The organism is Kitasatospora sp. MBT63, from assembly GCF_000710465.2.
Taxonomy (GTDB): domain Bacteria; phylum Actinomycetota; class Actinomycetes; order Streptomycetales; family Streptomycetaceae; genus Kitasatospora.
In genome coordinates this window covers 1-18561 of the sequence record NZ_JAIZ01000137.1, presented here as the reverse complement: position 1 = coordinate 18561, position 18561 = coordinate 1, and the positions used below count along the sequence as shown (strand labels likewise).

Annotated in this window: 20 protein-coding genes; 5 read left to right on the top strand and 15 right to left on the bottom strand. The window is 75.4% G+C overall.

Translation table 11 applies throughout. From position 1 onward, the window contains the following. Positions 1–85: 85 nt before the first annotated feature. On the bottom strand, positions 86–1129 hold the full coding sequence (locus AA75_RS09105) for a zinc-dependent alcohol dehydrogenase family protein (protein ID WP_033819323.1): 1044 nt from the start codon (positions 1127–1129) through the stop codon (positions 86–88). Positions 1130–1297: 168 nt separating this feature from the next. Here AA75_RS09105 and AA75_RS09100 point away from each other — a divergent pair, with 168 nt between their 5' ends. The 4 genes from AA75_RS09100 to AA75_RS09085 all read left to right on the top strand — a co-directional run bounded on the left by AA75_RS09100 (position 1298) and on the right by AA75_RS09085 (position 4550). Further along, positions 1298–2287: a DEDDh family exonuclease gene (locus AA75_RS09100; RefSeq protein ID WP_082526366.1), complete on the top strand. Its 990-nt coding sequence runs from the start codon at positions 1298–1300 to the stop codon at positions 2285–2287. A 32-nt stretch (positions 2288–2319) separates the two neighbouring features. Continuing rightward, positions 2320–3117: an SURF1 family protein gene (locus AA75_RS09095; protein ID WP_033819353.1), complete on the top strand. Its 798-nt coding sequence runs from the start codon at positions 2320–2322 to the stop codon at positions 3115–3117. Between the two features lie 70 nt (positions 3118–3187). Further along, positions 3188–3730 (top strand): VanZ family protein, encoded by a 543-nt coding sequence (locus tag AA75_RS09090; protein ID WP_033819322.1) that lies wholly within the window; start codon positions 3188–3190, stop codon positions 3728–3730. 58 nt (positions 3731–3788) lie between these two features. Further along, positions 3789–4550, top strand: coding sequence for an SDR family oxidoreductase (locus tag AA75_RS09085; protein ID WP_033819321.1), 762 nt, complete (start codon positions 3789–3791; stop codon positions 4548–4550). Positions 4551–4628: 78 nt separating this feature from the next. Here AA75_RS09085 and AA75_RS09080 read toward each other — a convergent pair whose 3' ends face one another. The 9 genes from AA75_RS09080 to AA75_RS09040 form a co-directional block, all read right to left on the bottom strand. Beyond that, complete coding sequence (locus tag AA75_RS09080) at positions 4629–5249, bottom strand: hypothetical protein (RefSeq protein ID WP_033819320.1); 621 nt, start codon at positions 5247–5249, stop codon at positions 4629–4631. Next, complete coding sequence (locus AA75_RS53650) at positions 5246–5959, bottom strand: DUF6286 domain-containing protein (RefSeq protein ID WP_051812041.1); 714 nt, start codon at positions 5957–5959, stop codon at positions 5246–5248. Before AA75_RS53650 ends, AA75_RS09080 begins: the two co-directional genes overlap by 4 nt. After that, the gene (locus tag AA75_RS09070) at positions 5956–6333 is read right to left on the bottom strand and encodes a hypothetical protein (protein WP_051812040.1); all 378 of its coding nucleotides are present in this window, start codon (positions 6331–6333) and stop codon (positions 5956–5958) included. Before AA75_RS09070 ends, AA75_RS53650 begins: the two co-directional genes overlap by 4 nt. Beyond that, entirely contained in the window at positions 6333–6527 is a 195-nt protein-coding gene (locus AA75_RS09065) for a hypothetical protein (protein WP_033819319.1), read from the bottom strand. The genes AA75_RS09070 and AA75_RS09065 overlap by 1 nt, the downstream gene beginning before the upstream one ends. A 22-nt stretch (positions 6528–6549) precedes the next feature. Then, entirely contained in the window at positions 6550–7032 is a 483-nt protein-coding gene (locus AA75_RS09060) for an Asp23/Gls24 family envelope stress response protein (RefSeq protein ID WP_033819318.1), read from the bottom strand. A gap of 180 nt (positions 7033–7212) precedes the next feature. Continuing rightward, a complete protein-coding gene (locus AA75_RS09055; protein ID WP_051812039.1) occupies positions 7213–8019 on the bottom strand; it encodes an enoyl-CoA hydratase/isomerase family protein in 807 nt (268 codons plus the stop codon). Positions 8020–8252: 233 nt separating this feature from the next. Then, entirely contained in the window at positions 8253–8486 is a 234-nt protein-coding gene (locus AA75_RS09050) for a helix-turn-helix domain-containing protein (RefSeq protein WP_033819349.1), read from the bottom strand. 347 nt (positions 8487–8833) lie between these two features. Further along, positions 8834–10432: an ABC-F family ATP-binding cassette domain-containing protein gene (locus AA75_RS09045; RefSeq protein ID WP_033819317.1), complete on the bottom strand. Its 1599-nt coding sequence runs from the start codon at positions 10430–10432 to the stop codon at positions 8834–8836. Between the two features lie 204 nt (positions 10433–10636). Continuing rightward, positions 10637–11554: a hypothetical protein gene (locus tag AA75_RS09040; protein ID WP_033819316.1), complete on the bottom strand. Its 918-nt coding sequence runs from the start codon at positions 11552–11554 to the stop codon at positions 10637–10639. A 317-nt stretch (positions 11555–11871) separates the two neighbouring features. On the opposite strand from AA75_RS09040, the gene AA75_RS09035 reads away from it, so the two are divergent. Beyond that, a complete protein-coding gene (locus AA75_RS09035; protein WP_149038033.1) occupies positions 11872–12999 on the top strand; it encodes a glycoside hydrolase family 26 protein in 1128 nt (375 codons plus the stop codon). Here AA75_RS09035 and AA75_RS09030 read toward each other — a convergent pair. From AA75_RS09030 to AA75_RS09010, 5 genes are all read right to left on the bottom strand, one after another. Then, on the bottom strand, positions 12976–14133 hold the full coding sequence (locus AA75_RS09030) for a GNAT family N-acetyltransferase (protein WP_063794314.1): 1158 nt from the start codon (positions 14131–14133) through the stop codon (positions 12976–12978). The genes AA75_RS09035 and AA75_RS09030 overlap by 24 nt on opposite strands. Next, the gene (locus tag AA75_RS09025) at positions 14130–14861 is read right to left on the bottom strand and encodes a Wzz/FepE/Etk N-terminal domain-containing protein (protein WP_051812038.1); all 732 of its coding nucleotides are present in this window, start codon (positions 14859–14861) and stop codon (positions 14130–14132) included. The genes AA75_RS09030 and AA75_RS09025 overlap by 4 nt, the downstream gene beginning before the upstream one ends. Positions 14862–14925: 64 nt before the next feature. After that, positions 14926–16101 carry a glycosyltransferase gene (locus AA75_RS09020; protein ID WP_033819315.1) on the bottom strand — a complete coding sequence of 392 codons (1176 nt, stop codon included), beginning with the start codon at positions 16099–16101 and terminating at the stop codon, positions 14926–14928. After that, entirely contained in the window at positions 16098–16895 is a 798-nt protein-coding gene (locus AA75_RS09015) for a polysaccharide deacetylase family protein (RefSeq protein ID WP_051812037.1), read from the bottom strand. The genes AA75_RS09020 and AA75_RS09015 overlap by 4 nt, the downstream gene beginning before the upstream one ends. Then, positions 16885–18561 (bottom strand): lipid II flippase MurJ (locus tag AA75_RS09010; protein WP_051812036.1); only part of this gene is annotated, 1677 nt, incomplete at its 5' end. The genes AA75_RS09010 and AA75_RS09015, both read right to left, overlap by 11 nt.

The following is an 18561-nucleotide window of genomic DNA, read 5'->3' as shown; positions in this document are numbered from 1 at the left end:
TTGGCCGAAAACCGCCGGACACGGCGACGGGGCGCCACCGGTGCGGGTGGCGCCCCGTCGGGCCCGGGACGGCGTGCGGGTGGGATCAGAACGCGATCCGCACCTTGAGCGCCGAGCGGTCGTCCATCGCGCGGTAGCCGTCCGGCACGCCGTCCAGGTCCACCGTGCGGTCGAAGACCAGGCCGGGCTCGATCGCGCCCGAGAGCACGTCGGGCAGCAGCTGGGGGATGTACGCGCGGGCCGGGGCGACCCCGCCGCGCAGCTGGACGTTGCGGTCGAACATCTGGCCGATGTCCACGCCGGCGCTGCCGCCGTGCGGGACACCGACGTACCCGACCGAGCCGCCGTCCCGGGTGATCGAGACCGCCGTACGCATCGACTCCTCGGTGCCGACCGCCTCCAGCACCGCGTGCGCGCCCTGGCCGCCGGTCAGCTCCCGGACCGCCTCGACCGCAGCCTCGCCCCGCTCGGCGACCACGTCGGTGGCCCCGAACCGGCGGGCCAGGTCGGTCCGCGCGGTGTGCCGTCCGAGTGCGATGATCCGGCCGGCGCCGAGCCGGTGCGCGGCGAGCACCCCGCACAGCCCGACCGCGCCGTCCCCGACCACCGCGACCGTCGCACCGGGCCGCACCCCCGCACTGACCGCCGCGTGGTGGCCGGTGGCCATCACGTCGGAGAGCGCCAGCAGACCCGGCAGCAGCTTCTCGTCGCCCGCCGCGTCCTTCGGCAGCGCCACCAGGGTCCCGTCCGCGAACGGCACCCGGACCGCCTCGCCCTGGCCGCCGTCGGAGCCGACCGAGCCCCAGAACCCGCCGTGCGGGCACGAGGTCTGCAGCCCCTCCCGGCAGAAGTCACAGGTGCCGTCGGACCACACGAAGGGCGCCACCACCAGGTCGCCGGCCCGGAAGCCGGTCACCTGGGCACCGACCTCCTCGATCACCCCGAGGAACTCGTGGCCGATCCGCTGCCCGGGCTTGCGCGCCGCGACCCCGCGGTACGCCCACAGGTCACTGCCGCAGATGCAGGCGTTGACCACCCGCACCACCGCGTCGGTGGGCTGCTGGATCCGGGGGTCCGGCACCTCCTCGATCCGGATGTCGTTGGGGCCGTGGATCACGGTGGCGCGCATGGGGATGTCCTTTACCAAAGCCGCCGCCCCGGGGTGCGGGCGGCGTGGGAGAGCTTCGAGAGGTTGTACGACTGCTCCGCCGTCCACTCTATGCGCAGGTGTGGTGCACGCCACCGCTCGTACCGGTTCGGCCACCGGCGTCGGTGACGGCCCTTAAGCTGGTTGACCATGCACGCGATCCAGTCACCGTGGGACGGCTCCGCCCTGCCTGTTCCGCTCCCGGCGCAGCGCACCGAGGAGCGCGGCCCGGGCTTCGCCGTGGTCGACGTCGAGACCACCGGGCTCGGCCGTTCCGACCGGGTCATCTCGGCCGGCGTCTACCAGCTGGACGGGCACGGCGAGGTGACGGACCACTGGTACACCCTGGTCAACCCGGAGCGCGATCCGGGCCCGGTCTGGATCCACGGCCTGACCAGCGCCGCACTCGCGGGTGCGCCGACCTTCCCGGAGATCGCCGACGAGCTGGCCGACCGGCTGGCGGGCCGGGTGATGGTGGCCCACAACGCGCTCTTCGACTGGAACATGATCTCCCGCGAGTACTCCCGGGCCGGCCGCCGGGCCCCCGTCGAGCAGCGGATCTGCACCATGGTGCTGGCCCGCGACCTCGCGCTGCCGCTGCCCAACGGCAAGCTGTCCTCGCTCGCCGCGTACTTCGGCGTCCAGCAGCGGCAGGCGCACAACGCGCTGGACGACGCCCGGGTGCTGGCCGAGGTGTTCCGCCCGAGCCTGCGGCTGGCCCGGGAGGCCGGGGTGCCGCTGCCGCTGACCACCTGTGTCGCCGTCACCGACCTCGGCGAGGAGTCCCCGGCGCCGCAGCGGGGCACCTGGAGCTCCTCGTACCGGCCCGCCCGCAAGCGTCCGCCGTGCCCGCACCCCAACCCCGGGCGGTGGGTGGACGGCACGCCGCTGATGCAGGGCATGCGGATCGCGATCACCGGCGACACCGCCACCGACCGGGAGCTGCTGGAGGACCGCGCGGTCGAGGCGGGCCTGCACATCGCCACCTCGGTGAGCCGGCTCACCAGCCTGCTGGTCACCAACGAGCCGGGCAGCTGGAGCGGCAAGGCGCGCAAGGCCCGCGAGCACGGCACGCCGGTGGTCGGCGAGGACGCCTTCCTCCAGCTGCTGCGCGAGGTCGCGCCGCACCCCGGTGTCTGACGCGCGTGTGAGGTGGGCGTAGCGTGCCGGGTGTGTACCGTTTTCTGCTCTCCCGGCGCTGGGCGATCATCACCCTGATCGCCCTGCTGCTGATCCCCGCCATGATCCGGCTGGGGTTCTGGCAGCTGCACCGGCACGAGGCCCGGGTCGCCCGCAACGAGCTGATCGCGAGCAGCCTGACCGCGCCGCCGGTCGCCTTCGACTCGCTCTCGCCCGCCCCCGGCTTCGCGGTGCCCACCGGGCTGACCTGGCGGACGGTCACGGCGTCGGGCCACTACGACCCGGCGCACGAGTTCGTGGTGCGCGGGCGCACCGAGCCCGGCGGCAGCAGCATCGGGTACTTCGTGGTCACGCCGCTGCAGCTGGCCGACGGCCACGGCGAGGTGCTGGTCAACCGGGGCTGGGTGGAGTCGGGAGCCGACGCCACCAGCTACCCGCCGGTGCCGGCCCCGCCGGCCGGCGAGGTCACCGTCACCGGGCGGATGCGGGCCGACGAGACCACCGCCAGCAGCGGGATCCGCGACCGCGGCGGCCTGCCCGACCGCCAGTACAAGCTGATCAACAGCCGCCAGCAGGCCGAGGCGAGCGGCGCCAGCGTGCTCGGCGGCTACCTCGAACTGGTCTCCACCCGGCCGGACCCCGGCACCGGCCCGGAGCCGCTGGCCGAGCCCGACCACTCCGACATCGGGCCGCACATGGCGTACGCGGTGCAGTGGTGGCTGTTCTGCGCGCTGGTCCCGGTCGGCCTGGTGGTGCTCGCCCGGCGCGAGGCCAAGGACAACGCCGAACAGGCCCGCACCGCGGCCGAACCGGAGCTGGTCGAGGCCTAGGGCGCGACCGGCGGCCGGGCGGCCGGACCCCGCGGCAACCGGACGGGTGTCCGATTGCGTCGGGTTCGGTGTGATCGAAGCCGTTCTGAGTGCGTCCCCGCTGTTCTGGCCCGGCGTCCTGTGCTCCCTGCTGCTGGCCGCCCTGCTGAGCCGCCCGGTGGGCCGGCTGCTGCGCGCCCACCGGGCGGCGGGCTTCCTGCTGGTCCTCGCGCTCGGCGGGATCATCACCCTCACCGTGCTGCCGGGCACCCGGCTGCCGCTGTGGGACAACGCCCGGTACGCCGTGCGCCAGTGCACCTTCGACCGGGTCGGCCCGCACCCGCTGTCCGAACTGCTCACCGCCACCCAGAGCAGCCTCAACGTCGCGCTGTTCGTCCCGCTCGGCGTGACCGCGGCGCTGGCCGGCACCTGGGGGCGCCGGTGCGCGGCCGGGGCCGTCGCCGTGACCGTACCGGTGCTGGTCGAGTCCGTGCAGTACGCGTTCCCCGTCCTCGGCCGGGCCTGCGACGGCCAGGACCTGCTGGACAACTACCTCGGCCTGGCGATCGGCCTGCTCCTCGGCGCCCTCGCCGGGCCACTGGCCCGAGCCGCGGTCCGGGCCCGCCGCCGCTGAACCCCTCCCGCCGGGACATCGGGCCCGCGCCGGGCCGCCGACCGGGCAGGATGGGCCCATGGATCTAGGACTTCAGCAGAAGGTGTTCGTGGTCACCGGCGCCACCCGCGGCCTCGGCCTGGCCTCCGCCCGCGAACTGCTCGCCGACGGCGCCCGGGTGGTCATCAGCGGCCGCACCGAGCAGTCGGTGGCCGCCGCCGTGGCCGAACTCGGCGACGGCACCCGGGTGCACGGCGTGGTCGCCGACAACGCCGACCCCGCCACCGCCGACCGCCTCGTCGACGCGGCCCGGGAGCGCTTCGGCCGGCTCGACGGCGTACTGATCAGCGTCGGCGGCCCGAGCGCCGGCCCGGTGACGGCCACCGGCGACGACGCCTGGCGGACCGCCTTCGAATCGGTCTTCCTCGGTGCTCTGCGGATCGCCCGCACCGCGGCCGCCGCGCTCGGCGAGGGCGGGGTGATCGGCTTCGTGCTGTCCGGCTCGGTCCGGGAACCGATCGGCGGCCTCGGCATCTCCAACGGGCTGCGCCCGGGGCTCGCGATGGCCGCCAAGTCGCTCGCCGACGAGCTGGGTCCGCGCGGCATCCGGGTGATCGGCCTGCTGCCGGGCCGGATCGAGACCGACCGGCTCCGCGAGCTCGACGCACTCGGCGGCGACCCGGCCGCGGCCAAGGCCCGCGCGACCGCCACCATCCCGCTGGGCCGCTACGGCAGGCCGGAGGAGTTCGGCCGGGTCGCGGCCTTCCTGCTCTCCCCCGCCGCCTCCTTCCTGACCGGCGTCATGGTCCCGGTGGACGGCGGCGCCCTGCGCGGACTCTGACCGACGGTCGGCGGCCTCCCGGTCCGCACCCGTCCGTCCGCGGGCCACGTACGGCCCGGCCCGGCCCGCCGCAGCGGCTCAGCGCACCCGGGGCTGCTTGCGGCGGCTCGGCCGGCGTTGCGGGGCCACCCGCAGCCGCAGCTCCGAGCGCAGGGTGGGCAGCCCGAGGCTGCGCCGGGTCCGGGCGAGCGGGCCGGTCCTGAACCCCTCCAGCAGCTCGGCCGGGGAGCCGTGGGTCGTCAGCCGGACCGCCGCCCGGACCACCGGCGCACCGGGCGGGCCGCCCAGCTGCGCGCTGACCCGCTCCACCCCCGGCAGGGCGACCGTGGCGGCCTCGACCACGTCCTCCACCGCCCGCCCGCGCACCAGCAGCGCCGTCGCGGCGAGCGGCGGGGCCAGCTCCAGCGAGCCGGACCGGGTACGGCGCAGCTGGGCGGCCAGCCAGGCCAGCGCCCCGATCACCAGCAGCACCAGGACGGCGATCACGACCGGCCACCACCAGCTGTGCCCGGCCACCCGGGCCCGCGCGGCCACCCCGAGCAGCGGCCGGGTCCGCGCGGTGAGCGGCCAGCCGGCCGGCATCGACAGCCCGAGCCGCCGGTACAGGTCGAGCCCGCCGGCCAGCACCAGCAGCCCGCCGGCGACCAGCAGCGCCCCCGCGACCGCGAGGATGGTCCGGTTGACGGCGCCGCGGCTCATGACGCGGCCCCCCGGGACGGCCCGGCGGGCTCTTCCAGGCCGCCGTGGCGGTGCGGGTGGGCCGGGCGGCCCGCCCGGACGCGGACGTCCAGCCGGTTGGGGGCGGCCAGCGGGATGGCGGCCAGCTCCGCCCGCAGGGCCCGCTGGACGGCGGCGGGGTCGACCGCACCGGTCACCCGGACCACGGTCCGCCGGCGGACGACCCGGACCCTGGTGCCCTGTACCCCGGGCAGTTCCGCCGCCCGGACCGCGATCAGCACGGCCACCCCCGACCTGTCGATCACCGCGCCCGGTTCCCGCAGCGGCAGCCAGCGCCGCGCCCCGGCGGAGAACGCACCCCACAGCAGCAGCGCCCCCAGCACCACCGCCACCCCCGCCCCGGCCAGTACCCAGGGATCGTCGGGGCCGCGGACCGCCAGTTCGTGGGCCACCCGGGCCCGCCACGGCGCGGCCGCGAACCCGCTGCGGACCGCGATCACGTCGTACAGCAGACCGCCGGCCAGCACCAGGACGGCCAGCACGGTCAGGAACGCGGGTGCGGTGCGCGGCGAGCGCGGGCCCCTGGCCTTCGGGTCCTGCTCCACCTCCGGCCCGCCCGCGACTCCCGACCCGGCCACCGTCTGCGCCGCCTCCGGCTCCGGCGACTCCACCGGCTCCACCGGCTCCGCGGGCCCCGCCGCCGCGCCGTCCCCGGCCGGACCGGCGTTCACCGGGGAGCCTCGGCCTGGACCAGCCGCTCGACCACGACGGTGACCTCCTCGACCGGGGTGCCGGTGAGTTCGGCGACCCGCCCGGCCGCCGCCCGGCGGGCGGTCCCGGCCAGGGCGGCCAGGTCGGCGGGGAACGGCAGGTCGAGGTGGAGGGTGAGCCTGGCGATTCCGCGTACCAGCCGGACCGAGACGGTGGGCGGTCCGCCCCGCTCGGCCCGTCCGGCCCAGTGCTCGGCCAGCGAGTCGCCGATCGCGCGCTCCGCGATCCGGCTGAACACCCGGTCGGCGATCCGCAGTTCACCTCGGCGGGGAGCGGGCGGCAGTGCGCCGGGGCCGGACGTCGCGACCCCGGCCGAGGGGGTGAGCGCGGACATCAGCGGCGCCGGTCCCGGCCGCCGCGCAGCAGGTCGCCGAGGTCGCGCAGGTCCAGGTCGCCCTCCAGCACCCGGCCGGCCACGAAACCCGCCCCGCCCAGGACGGCGACCAGCAGGAACGCGGCGAAGCCGCCGAAGTACCCGGCGAAGCCCAGCCCCATCCCGGCCAGCAGGCCCACCAACGCCAGATTCATCCGCTCTCCTCGTCAACCGCTCCTACTGGACCCGGGGGCGCCGGCCGGCCTGGCCGGGCACCTCCTCCTCCTCGACCTCGTCCGGCTCGTCCGGCAGGTGGACGTCGTTGACGGCGATGTTGACCTCCACCACCTCCAGGCCGGTCATCCGCTCCACGGCCGCGATGATGTTCTCCCGGACCTCGGCGGCCAGCCTGGGGATGACCACGCCGTACTCGACCACCAGGGCGATGTCGATCGCCGTCTGCCGTTCGCCGACCTCCGCCTTGATCCCTCGTCCGATGCTGGACTTCCCGCCCGGCACCCGGTCGCGCATCGCGCTGAAGGTGCGGGAGAAGCCCGAGCCGAGCGCGTGGATGCCGGAGACCTCGCGGGCCGCCATGCCCGCGATCTTCTCCACCACACCGACCGCCAGCGCGGTGCGGCCCCGGTCGGCGCTGGTCCGGCCGCCGCCCTGCTCGGCGGCGCTCTTCTGGAGGTCGGCGGGGGTCGGGGTCTGCGGCATGGGGATCTCCTGTGGTCGCGGTCCAGCTATATCGCAAATCACCACTAACTCTGACATTCCGGCACATCTCGCGCGCGTCGCGTGGGGCAGCCGGACCGCCCGGGGCCGGCCAGGGGTCCGGACATGCCGAGGGCCCGGCCGTGGCACGGCCGGGCCCCGGACAGGCAGGGGTGCGGGCGGTCAGTCCCCGATGCCCGCGAGGTCGCGCAGCCGGCGGGCCTGGGCCGCCCGCTCGGCGGCGCGCTGCTCCTCGTACGAGCGGCCGGCCGCACCCTGGAGCAGCGCCTTGGTCTCGGTCACCGCGTTGCGCGGGGCGGCCAGCAGGGCCGCGGCCAGGTCCCGGGCCGCCGCGTCCAGCTCGGCCGCCGGGACGGCGAGGTTGGCCAGCCCGGTCGCCACGGCCTCCTCGGCGCCGACCCACCGGCCGGTCGCGCAGATCTCCAGCGCCCGCGCCGGGCCGACCAGGTCGGTGAGCGGCTTGGTGCCGGCCAGGTCCGGGACCAGCCCGAGCGAGGTCTCCTTCATGGCGAACTGCACGTCGTCGGCGACCACCCGCAGGTCGCAGCCGAGGGCGAGCTGGAAGCCGGCCCCGACCGCGTGCCCCTGGACCGCGGCGATGCTCACCAGGTCCGCCCGCCGCCACCAGGTGAACGCCTCCTGGTACCCCGCGATGGCCTCGTCCAGCTCCTTGTCCCCCGCGGCGGCGAGCTCCAGGAAGGTCAGCTCGCCGGGGATCCCCTCGGGGCTGAACATCGCCCGGTCGAGCCCGGCCGAGAAGGAGACGCCCTCGGCCCTCAGCACGACCACCCGGACCGTACCGGGCAGGCTGCGCCCGGCCTCGGCCAGCGCCCGCCACATCGCGGGGGTCTGGGCGTTGCGGCGCTTGCCGTGACAGAGCGTCACCAGCGCCAGTTCGCCGTCGAGCTCCAGGCGGACTCCGTCCTGCTCCCACCGGGCGGAGTCGGGGTGGGCTGCGGGCACGGTCATGGGGATACCTCCAGCGAAGGGGCAGTGAACCTACTGGAGAGTAACAAAGCCGCGTCCGGGCGGACAGTACCGATTACCGGAGAGCGCCCGAAATGACGATCGGCGGCCCGGGAGACCCCGTCCGCCGATACGTCTGGAACTGTCGACTGCGCGTTCTGCTCGGTGGCGCACCCATGTCGCGCAGCCGCTCCGCGACGACCTGGGCCACCGCCGCCGACACATATGATGGATCGTCAGGAACCTGCTGCGGCAGTAGCCTTGCTCTTGCCACGCGTGGCACCACCGCGGCCCCGGAGAATGACCCCGGACTCGCTCAGCATGCGGTGCACGAAGCCGTACGAGCGGCCCGTCTCCTCCGCCAGCGCGCGAATGCTCGCCCCGGAGTCGTACTTCTTTTTCAGATCGGCCGCGAGCTTCTCACGCGCGGCACCTGTCACCCGGCTGCCCTTTTTCAGAGTCTCGGCCACCCGTGCCTCCTCGTAGCTGTGCTCGGTCAGATTCCCATGATCACCCATAGCCAGGCTCCTGGCCACCCATTCGACAAGGTCGATACCGGGAAAGCGCAGTCTGCCGGTGGTGCTCGCTGCGCACAAGGGCGCTCACACAGGGTGCACGCGCCCCCCACGATGCGCGTGTTCGATGATGAATCTGCTGATCAGCACAGCAGGCCCCGCCGCAAACCGCGGCGGGGCCCAGCAAAACGGAATCACCGGATCGGGAATTCCCACCGCTCCCCGAAGCTGAGTTTTTCTCGCCCGGACGGTGGATTCCGCGTCTACACCGGCGTCTACACCCGGCCCGGGCCGGGGACGGCTCAGGCCAGCGACACCAGATCGTGGTACGCCGGGCTCCACAGGTCCTCCACACCGTCCGGCAGCAGGATGATCCGCTCCGGCTGGAGCGCGTCCACCGCGCCCTCGTCGTGGGTGACCAGCACCACCGCGCCGGTGAAGGTGCGCAGCGCGCCGAGGATCTCCTCGCGGCTGGCCGGGTCGAGGTTGTTGGTCGGCTCGTCGAGCAGCAGCACGTTGGCGCTGGACACCACCAGCGAGGCCAGCGCGAGCCGGGTCTTCTCACCGCCGGAGAGCACCCCGGCCGGCTTGTCGACGTCGTCGCCGGAGAACAGGAACGAGCCGAGGATCTTGCGGATCTGCACCAGGTCGGTGTCGGGTGCGGCCGACCGCATGTTCTCCAGCACGCTGCGCCCGGGGTCGAGCGTCTCGTGCTCCTGGGCGTAGTAGCCGATCTTCAGACCGTGTCCGGCGATCACCTCACCGGTGTCCGGCTGCTCGACCCCGGCCAGCATCCGCAGCAGGGTGGTCTTGCCGGCGCCGTTGAGGCCGAGGATGACCACCCGGGAGCCGCGGTCGATCGCCAGGCCCACGTCGGTGAAGATCTCCAGCGAGCCGTACGACTTCGACAGGCCCTCCGCGGTGAGCGGGGTCTTGCCGCACGGGGCCGGGTCCGGGAAGCGCAGCTTGGCGACCTTGTCGGAGGCGCGGACCTGCTCCAGTCCGGACAGCAGCTTCTCGGCCCGGCGGGCCATGTTCTGCGCGGCGACGGTCTTGGTCGCCTTGGCCCGCATCTTGTCGGCCTGCGAGTTGAGGGTGGCGGCCTTCTTCTCGGCGTTCGCCCGCTCGCGCTTGCGGCGCTTCTCGTCGTCCTCGCGCTGCTGCTGGTACTGCTTCCAGCCCATGTTGTAGATGTCGATGGCGGACCGGTTGGCGTCCAGGTAGAAGACCTTGTTGACGACCGTCTCGACCAGGTCGACGTCGTGCGAGATGACGATGAAGCCGCCCTTGTAGGTCTTCAGGAAGTCCCGCAGCCAGGCGATCGAGTCGGCGTCGAGGTGGTTGGTCGGCTCGTCGAGCAGCAGGATGTCGGCGTCCGAGAAGAGGATCCGGGCCAGCTCGACCCGGCGGCGCTGGCCACCGGAGAGGGTGTGCAGCTCCTGGCCGAGGATGCGGTCCGGCAGGCCGAGCGCGGCGGCGATGGTGGCGGCCTCGGCCTCGGCGGCGTAACCGCCCTTGGTGAGGAACTCGGTCTCCAGCCGGGCGTACTTCTTCATCGCGTTGTCGCGGGTGGCGCCCTTGCCGTTGGCCATCCGCTCCTCGTTGTCGCGCATCTTCTTGAGCACGGTGTCGAGGCCGCGGGCGGACAGGATCCGGTCGCGGGCGAGCACGTCGAGATCGCCGGTGCGCGGGTCCTGCGGGAGGTAGCCGACCTCGCCGGAGTTGGTCACCGAGCCGCCGGCCGGCAGGCCCTCGCCGGCCAGCACCTTGGTCAGGGTGGTCTTGCCGGCGCCGTTGCGGCCGACCAGGCCGATCCGGTCGCCCGGGGCGATCCGGAAGGTGGCGGACTCGATCAGGATGCGGGCGCCGGCGCGCAGCTCCAGGGCGTTCGCGGAAATCATGGCTGGGGTTACTCCTGAGACGTGGGCATGGCGCGGCGGCCGGGCGGGGAGGGGGAGGCGGCGACACGGAACGGCGGGCCGCTACGGGCCCTGCCGGACGGCGCGCTAATGCCAGCGGAGAACAGCCATGCGGACCAGTCTACCGGGCCCGGCCGCGGACCCTCCGGGAGTCGCCGCCCCATCCGCCGGGACGGGACGGGAGCGTCACTTCGCGGGACAGGTGTCCTTCGCCGGGACCGCCGCGAACGGGGCCGCCGGGCCGCCGCAGACCGCCTCGGGCCCGCCCTTGCGGGTGTCGAACACGTGGCTGCCGACGATCGGGCCGTCCTCGACGGACACCCGGTGGCCGTCGAGACGGCGCAGCACCACGTCGGGGCCGGCGTTCAGCAGCGCGGTCTGGCCGCCGTCCAGTTCGAAGACGCTGATCGCGCCCGGGAGCGCCCGGCCGAGGCCGTCGTTGGTGCAGCCGCGCGGGATGAGCACCGCGTCGTCGGTGTGCACCGAGCGCAGCGGGTCGAAGGTGCAGCCCGCCGGCGGGCGGGAGTTGAACCGCAGGTCGCCGTCGCGGTCGCGGAAGCCCATGGTCAGCGAGGGGGTGACCACCGCCACCCAGGACTCCGCCACCGACACCGGCTGGAGCGCGGCGGCGGCCCGCTTGACGGCGGTCGCCCGGCGGTCGGCCTCGGAGCGGTCGGCGGCACCGGGCTCGCCCTCGGCGTGCAGCCAGTCGGCCAGGCCGGGGACCGAACGGTGCCAGCGCACCGAGTGGTCGCTGGGCCGGACCGAGGTGACCATGCCGTCGTCCCAGACCACCACGGCGCTCTCGCCGGCCATCGCCAGGTGCAGGGCGGTCGCGCCCTCCCGGCGGTAGGACCACAGGTGCTCGCCGGTGGCCGGGGCGTACGCCTCCAGGCCGGGGCCGACCTTCAGCTCCATGCCGCCGGTGTCCAGGGACTGCGCACCCGCCGGGCTGGCGTCCGCGCCGCCCGGCTCCGCCACCCGGTCGCCGAAGGGCACCGGCTTGTTCGCATGCGCAGCGGCGCCCGCGCCGAGGACCAGCAGGACGGCAACGGCGGGCAGGGCCGATCGGGGCGTGAGACTACGCAGCGGATTCCAGGACACGGGCGGAGCGTACCCTCCGCACGGATGTACGTCAGCTCGACGCGGCCGCTCCCCTGGCCGGGGCGAGGGGGGCCGACGCCCGCGGGCGCACACCGCTCACCTGCGGTTGTCAACAGGGGGTAAGCGCCGCCCGGGGCCGGGGAGCGGGCCGGCGGGCGCACCGGACTGTTACAGAGGTGAGACAGCGCCGCGCACCCGGCCGGCCGTCGCTGCCGTTCGTCGTACGACCTGCCACGAATGGGTGACATGAGGCTTTTCGGACGGCTGGTGCCCGTACTGTCGGGTCAGCCGTCCCACCCTCCCCGCCTGGAGAATCCATGCGACTCGGCCGCCTGGCGCTGGCCGCCTCCGCGCTGCTGCTGGTGACCACCGCGAGCGTCCCGTCCGGGACCCCGCTGAGCCAGACCGAGCGTCACGCCGCGTTCTCCTCGGACGCCGTCGAACAGCGTGGTGCAGCGCCCCGGCCGGTGGTGCAGCGGGCCCGGCACGAGGTGCCGTTCGGCGCGTTCGTCGGCTCCTGGGACACCTACATCCCGAACATCGCCAAGATGGCCCGCTGGCTGGGCGGCGCCAACATGCAGGTCGGCCACACCTACCTGGCGGGCAACGGCTGGAACGACGTCGAGGGCGAGGCGGTGGTGCTCGGGCTGTGGTCGCAGTGGCGGCAGGCCGACCCCTCGCGCCGCCTCGTGCTCGGCGTGCCGATGCTGGTCCCCAACGAGGGCAACGTCCCGGACGCCGAGGTGGCGCGGCTGCTGGCCCGCGGCAACAAGGGCGAGTTCGACGCGCACTTCCTGAAGCTGGCCCGCAAGCTGACCGCGCTCGGCGGCGGCGACACCGTGATCACCCTCGGCTGGGAGATGAACGGCACCACCTACACCAGCCGCTGCCGGCCCGACCCGACGGCCTGGAAGGCGTACTGGCGGCGGATCGTCGGGGTGATGCGCTCGGTGCCGGGCCAGCACTTCAGCTTCGACTTCACCCCTACCCGCGGCCTGGACGCCATCCCCTGGACCCGCTGCTACCCCGGCGACGACGTGGTCGACATCATCGGCATGGACAGCTACGACCAGCCCGCCGGCGCCACGTTCGACGACTACGTGAACGAGCCGTACGGGCTGCAGGACCAGGTCGAGTTCGCCGCCAAGCGCGGCAAGCCGGTCTCGTACCCCGAGTGGGGGCTGTTCCGCAACGGCGACAACCCGGTCTTCGTGGAACGGATGGTGGACTGGATGCGCACCCACGACACCGCCTACCAGACCCTCACCGACTACTGCCCGCACGGCTTCTGGCAGTGCGACCGCAACCCCCGCTCGGCCGCCCGGTACAAGCAGCTGATGTCCGGCTCGGCCGGGGTGCCGGCCGGCACCGCCGCCAAGGCGCCGGCCGCCGCCCCGGCCGGCACCCCCGGGCAGCAGGCCTCAGCGCAGGCGGCGGGCCACTAGCGCGGCCTTCAGCCGGGGCAGCCGGCTGCGCAGCACCCCCACCACCGCCCGGCGCCCCCGGACCCGGAGCGCCCGCACGACGGCCGCCGGTGCCAGCCGCCCGGGGCCCAGCACCAGCCGCTGGTTGGACAGCTGGTCGGGGCGCCACCGCTGCTTGTACGGCTCCTGACCGCGCAGCAGGCTGAGCACCGGGATCCCGGCCTCCCGGACCTCGTCCAGCGCGACCCCGAACAGCAGCCCGGCGATGTCCAGGCGCTCGCGCAGCCCGGGGTGCGCGCCGTACATGTAGAGGCCGCCGAAGGCCGGGCAGAGCACCAGCAGGTTGACCGCGACCAGTTCGCCGTCCAGCCAGTAGCGGTGCATCGCGGCCCGGCCCGAGCCGACCAGCGCGGCGGTGGAGTCGGTCAGGTGGGCGGCGAACCGCTCGGTGCGGTGCTCCGGGGTGACCCCGCGGTCCTGCCACTGCAGGAAGTGCAGCCGCAGCAGCTCCCGGACCGCCTCCGGGACCTCCTCGGGCGCGGTCGCCCGGACCACCACCCCGGCCTCGGCGATCTTGCGCTGCTTGACCCGGCTGCGCTGGGCGGTCTTGCCCGGCAGCCGCTTCAGCAGCTCCTCCATCGGCACGGCGGGCAGGTACTGGCAGAGCGAGTCGTCGAACCGGTACCGGCGGCCGGGCCAGGCCCGGTGGACCCGGTGGACGGCCGCGTCCGGGTGCACCTCGCGCAGGTCCAGGCTGTGCCAGGGCCGGCGCAGCGGCAGCGCGGCGGCGAGTTCGGCGGCCGCGCGGTCGGCGCAGTCGTCGTCCAGCAGGACGTCGGTGAAGTCCACCAGGCCGCCGCCGAGGTTGGTCAGGCCGCCGAACGGGCCGCGGCGGCGCAGCGCCGCGGCGCCGACCAGCCGGCCGTCCCGGCGGACCAGCACCACCACCAGGCCGCCGGGCCGCCCGTACTGCCGCCACCAGGAGGCCAGCCAGCCGGCGGCCTGGAAGGAGGTGGCCGAGCCGCAGCGGGCCGCCAGCGCGTCCCACTCCCCGGTCAGCCGCTCCAGCGCGTCGTCCTGGCGCCGGACCTCGGTGGTCCAGACGGGCACCGCGGCCCGGGCCGGCAGGCCGGCCGAGGTCAGCTCGGTGGTCACCGGGGGCTCCTCGCCGCCGCCGGCCGCTTCGGGGCGGCGGCCTCGGTACCGGCCGGTACGGCGGCGGCAGGTTCGGTGGCGGCGGTGCCCCGCGGGCGCGGCGGGCCGGAGCGCTCCTCGGCCGGGGCGTCGGGCACCGCATCGGGCGACGGATCAGGCGCCGGGTCGGCGGCGGGCCGGCGGCGGGTCAGCATCACCAGCGCCCCCGCCAGCACGCCCGCCGCCGCGCCGACCCCGGTGTCCAGGGCGGCCGACGGCGTGGTCGGCTTCTCCGGCTCGGCGGCGGGCGCCAGCGGCACCAGCCGCACCCCCGTCTCCTTGCTGCTGGCGTTGGCGAAGGTGATCAGCGAACCGGCCACCGCGTCGGCCGCCCGGACCGCGTCCCGCGGCCGGCCGCCGGAACCACTGATGTCGATCACCGGTGCGTCCGGCGAGGTGGTGCCGCTGACCAGGCCCGCCAGCTCGGCGATGCTGTGCCCGGTCTGCGCCGCGGCCGCCGCCAGCACCTGCGGCTGCCCGGCCAGCCGGCCGTACGCCTGCGCGAAGTTGACCGCCGCGGCGCCGTCCCCCGTCTCCGCCGGGACCACCACCACGTAGGAGTCGGCGGTGTAGGAGGGGTGCGAGACGGCCGCGTAGCCGGCCCCGGCGACGGCCCCCAGCGGGACCGCCACGGCCACCGGCCACCAGCGGCGGGCCAGCGCACGGGCGCTTCGGCGCAGATCGGACATCGGTAGCTCCTCGCTCGACGCAGCGCCGGTACGTCCGGCCCGCTGCGGACTGACAGATGGTGGTTCAGACCCCGGCGCCGGCCCGGCGCCGCCGTCCGGCGGTGTCGGCGGGCGGCGCCAACCGGTCGTAGAGCGCGCCGAGTTCGGCGGCGATCCGGGTGATGTCGTAGTGCCGGACCGCGGGCGGCTGGGGCAGTGCGGCGCTGCGCCGGCTCCACAGCTCGCGCAGCGCGGCGGCGTACGCGGCCGGCTCCGAGGGCAGCCGGACCGCCTCCGGCGCGGCCTGCGGGCCGAGCCCGTCCAGCGCCGGGCAGGCACTGTGCCGCACCGGCAGTCCGGCGGCCAGCGCCTCCAGCACGGTCAGGCCGAAGGTCTCCTCGGCCGAGGGCGCGGCCAGCACGTCGATCGCGGCGAGCAGGTCGGGCACGTCCTCGCGCTCGCCGGTGAACAGCACGGTGGCGCCCACCCCGAGGCGTTCGGCGTGCTGCTCCAGCGCCGCCCGCTCGGGGCCGGCGCCGACCAGCAGCAGCCACGGCTCGCGCAGCGCCGGGTGGCGCTCGGCGACGGTGCGCAGCTCGGCCAGCGCGTCGATCAGCACGTGGAACCGCTTGCCCGGGACCAGCCGGCCGACCGCGCCGACCACCCAGGCCTGCTGCGGCAGGCCGAGCGCGGCGCGGAGGTTCTGCCGCAGGGCGTACCGGGAGGCGGTGGGCAGTTCGTAGCGGGCGGCGTCGATGCCGTTGGGCAGCAGGTGCACCCGGGCCGGCGGCACCCCCCAGTCGCCGAGGGTGCCGGCCACCTGCCCGGAGACCGCGATGGTGACGGTGCCGAGCCGCTCGGCCGCCAGGTAGAGCGCCTTGACGCCGCGCGAGGTCGGCCGGCCCTCGATCACGCCCGGCTGCAGCGAGTGCTCGGTGGCGACCACCGGCCGCACCCCGGCCAGCCGGGCCGCCAGCCGGCCGTACAGCCCGGCCCGGTACAGGTGGGTGTGGACCAGGTCGTAGCCGCCGGAGCGGATCAGCCGGGTCAGTCTGGGCAGCACCGCGAGGTCCCGGTTGCCGCGCATCGCGAGGTCGTGCACGGTGACGCCGTCGGCGCGCAGCGCGGCGGCGACCGTCCCCGGGTTGGTGAGGGTGGCGACCTCGCAGCGGTGCTCGGGCGGCAGGTGCCGCAGGACCAGCTGGAGCTGGCGCTCGGCGCCGCCGGAGGCGAGGCCGGTGATCACGTGCAGGATCTTCATGACCGCTCCTCGCGCGGGCGGACCAGGGTGGTGCGGCGCAGTCCGGTGACGGCGTCGCGCAGCCGGTGGCGGCCGTGCTTGGCCAGCAGCCGCAGCGCTCCGTCGCGGTCGCCGACGTAGCAGCGCGGCAGGGCGAAGCGGCCGGTCAGCTGGGAGTGCTGGATCGCGCAGGCGTAGTCGTAGCCGGCGTCGCGAACCGCCAGGGCGGCGGGCAGGTCGACCGCGCCGTACGGGTAGCAGAAGCCGGTGACCGGGCCGCCGACCAGGTCCTCCAGCGCCCGGCGGCTCTCCCGGCACTGGGTGGCCAGCAGGTCGGCGGGCAGCCCGGGCAGCGCCTGGTGGCCGAGTCCGTGCGAGCCGATCTCCCAGCCCGCGGAGGCGAGTTCGGTGACCTGGTCGACGGTCAGCAGTTTCTTGCGGGGGCCCTCGGCGTCCCAGCCGTTCTCGGTGCCGAGCAGGTCGGGCACCACGTAGGCGGTGGCGGTGAAGCCGTACTCGCGCAGCACGGGCACGGCGTACCGGGCGAAGTCGGCGTAGCCGTCGTCGAAGGTCAGCCCGACCAGGCCGGCCGCCCGGCCGGCCCGGCGCGCGGTCAGCAGCTCGCGCACGCTGACGCCGCGCCGGCCGGTGCGGTGCAGCCAGGCCATCTGGGCGGCGAACCGCTGCGGGCTGACGGTGAGCAGGTACGGGTCCTCCTCCTCCTCGGCCACCGAGTGGTACATCAGGATCCAGGGGGCCGGCCCCACCGCCGGCTGGGCCGGCAGGAGCGGATGCCGGGCTGTTTCAGCGTCCATGGGGCAGCTTCCCTTCAGCGGCCGTGGCAGGGGGGTACAGGGCTCGGGCCAGGGCGCGGACCGGTCCGCGCACCTCGGCGGCGCCGAGTGCGGTGCCCACCGCCGCGTACACCAGGACGACGGCGGCGCCGCCGGTCACGGTGGACAGCAGCGGGTCACCGCTGAGCGTGGCGGCCAGGGTGCCGGCCGCGGCCGCGGCCACCGCGGCGGCCAGCAGCCGCGCCTGGCCGGCCAGCACCCGGGGCAGCCGCAGTGCGATCCCGCGCAGCAGCAGCCCGCGCAGCAGCAGGGCGGCGGTGGTGGTGATGCCGGCGGCGTTGCCGGCCGCGAGGCCGAGCGCGCCGAACCCGGGGGTGGCGGCGAGTCCCACGGCGACGGTGACCAGCAGCCCGAGGGCCATCGCGGCGACCGGGTACCAGTCGAGCAGCCGGCGGCCGCCGTCGTCGGCCTTCGGGCCGTCCGCCCGGCGGACCACCGGCCGCAGCGAGAAGAACGGGCGGACCATCACCCCGATCATGGCCTGGGCCGGCAGGCCGAAGCTGTAGACCCGGATCACCGCCGCGGTGGCCGCGGTGTCGGGCGCCCCGAAGGCGCCGCGCTGGAACAGCAGCGCCACCACCGAGGGGGCGCAGGCCATCAGGAACGCGGTGCCCATCAGCACCACGGCGGCCGCCTGGCCGAGGTCCTTCTCCACCCGGTCGCGGGCGGCCGCGAGGTCCCCGGCCGCCAGCGCCCTGGCGACCAGCGGGAAGGTCACGGTGACGATCAGGATGCCCGCCGTCATGGCCAGTTGGGAGACCTTGGCGGCGTAGTTGAGGTGCGAGATGGTGCCGGGCGGCAGCCCCGAGCCGAGGAAGCGCTCGATGAACACCTGGGCCTGCCGGGTGAGCGTGAACGCGGCCACCGGCAGTATCGCCAGCGGGATCAGCACCAGGCCGCCGTGGCCCGCCGTACCCCGCCGGCGGCGCCGCCGGCGGCCCCCGCGCAGCCGCCGCAGGAACGGGCCGACCAGCACGCCGGCCATCAGCAGGCTGCCGAAGGCGACCCCGACGGCGGCCGAACGCACCCCCAGGAACGCCTGCCCGGTCAGCAGCACCGCGAGGATGCCGAGGTTGTAGGCGACGTAGATGGCGGCCGGCGCGGTGAACCGGTGGTGCGCCCGCAGCGCCGACCCCAGGTAGCCGGCGACGCCGAACGGCAGCACGGTGAAGGCGGTGATCCGGGTGCAGCTGACGGCGAGGCCCGGGTCGGCGAGGCCCGGCGCCAGGACGGCGACCAGCTGGGGGGCGCCCAGCGCGACCGCGAGGGACAGCGCGCACAGCGCCAGCAGCAGCCAGGGCAGGGTGGCCCGGACCAGCTGCCGGACCGGGTCCGGTCCGGCCGGGCGCTCCTCGCGCAGTACCAGGGCCAGGCTGAACGCCGGGACCATCAGGAAGGACATCGCGTCCTCGATCAGCAGCGGCGCCGCCGTCTCGGGGACCGTCCAGGCCACCAGGAACGCGTCGGTGCCCTGGTTGGCGCCGAAGTAGCGGGCCAGCAGCAGGTCGCGCAGCAGGCCGAGGGCCGAACCGGCCGCGCTCAGCAGCGCGGTGACGCCGAACGCCTTGGCCAGGAAACCGCGCCGGCCGGCGGCGGGGGCGGCCGGCGGCGCGTCCCCCCCCGGGGC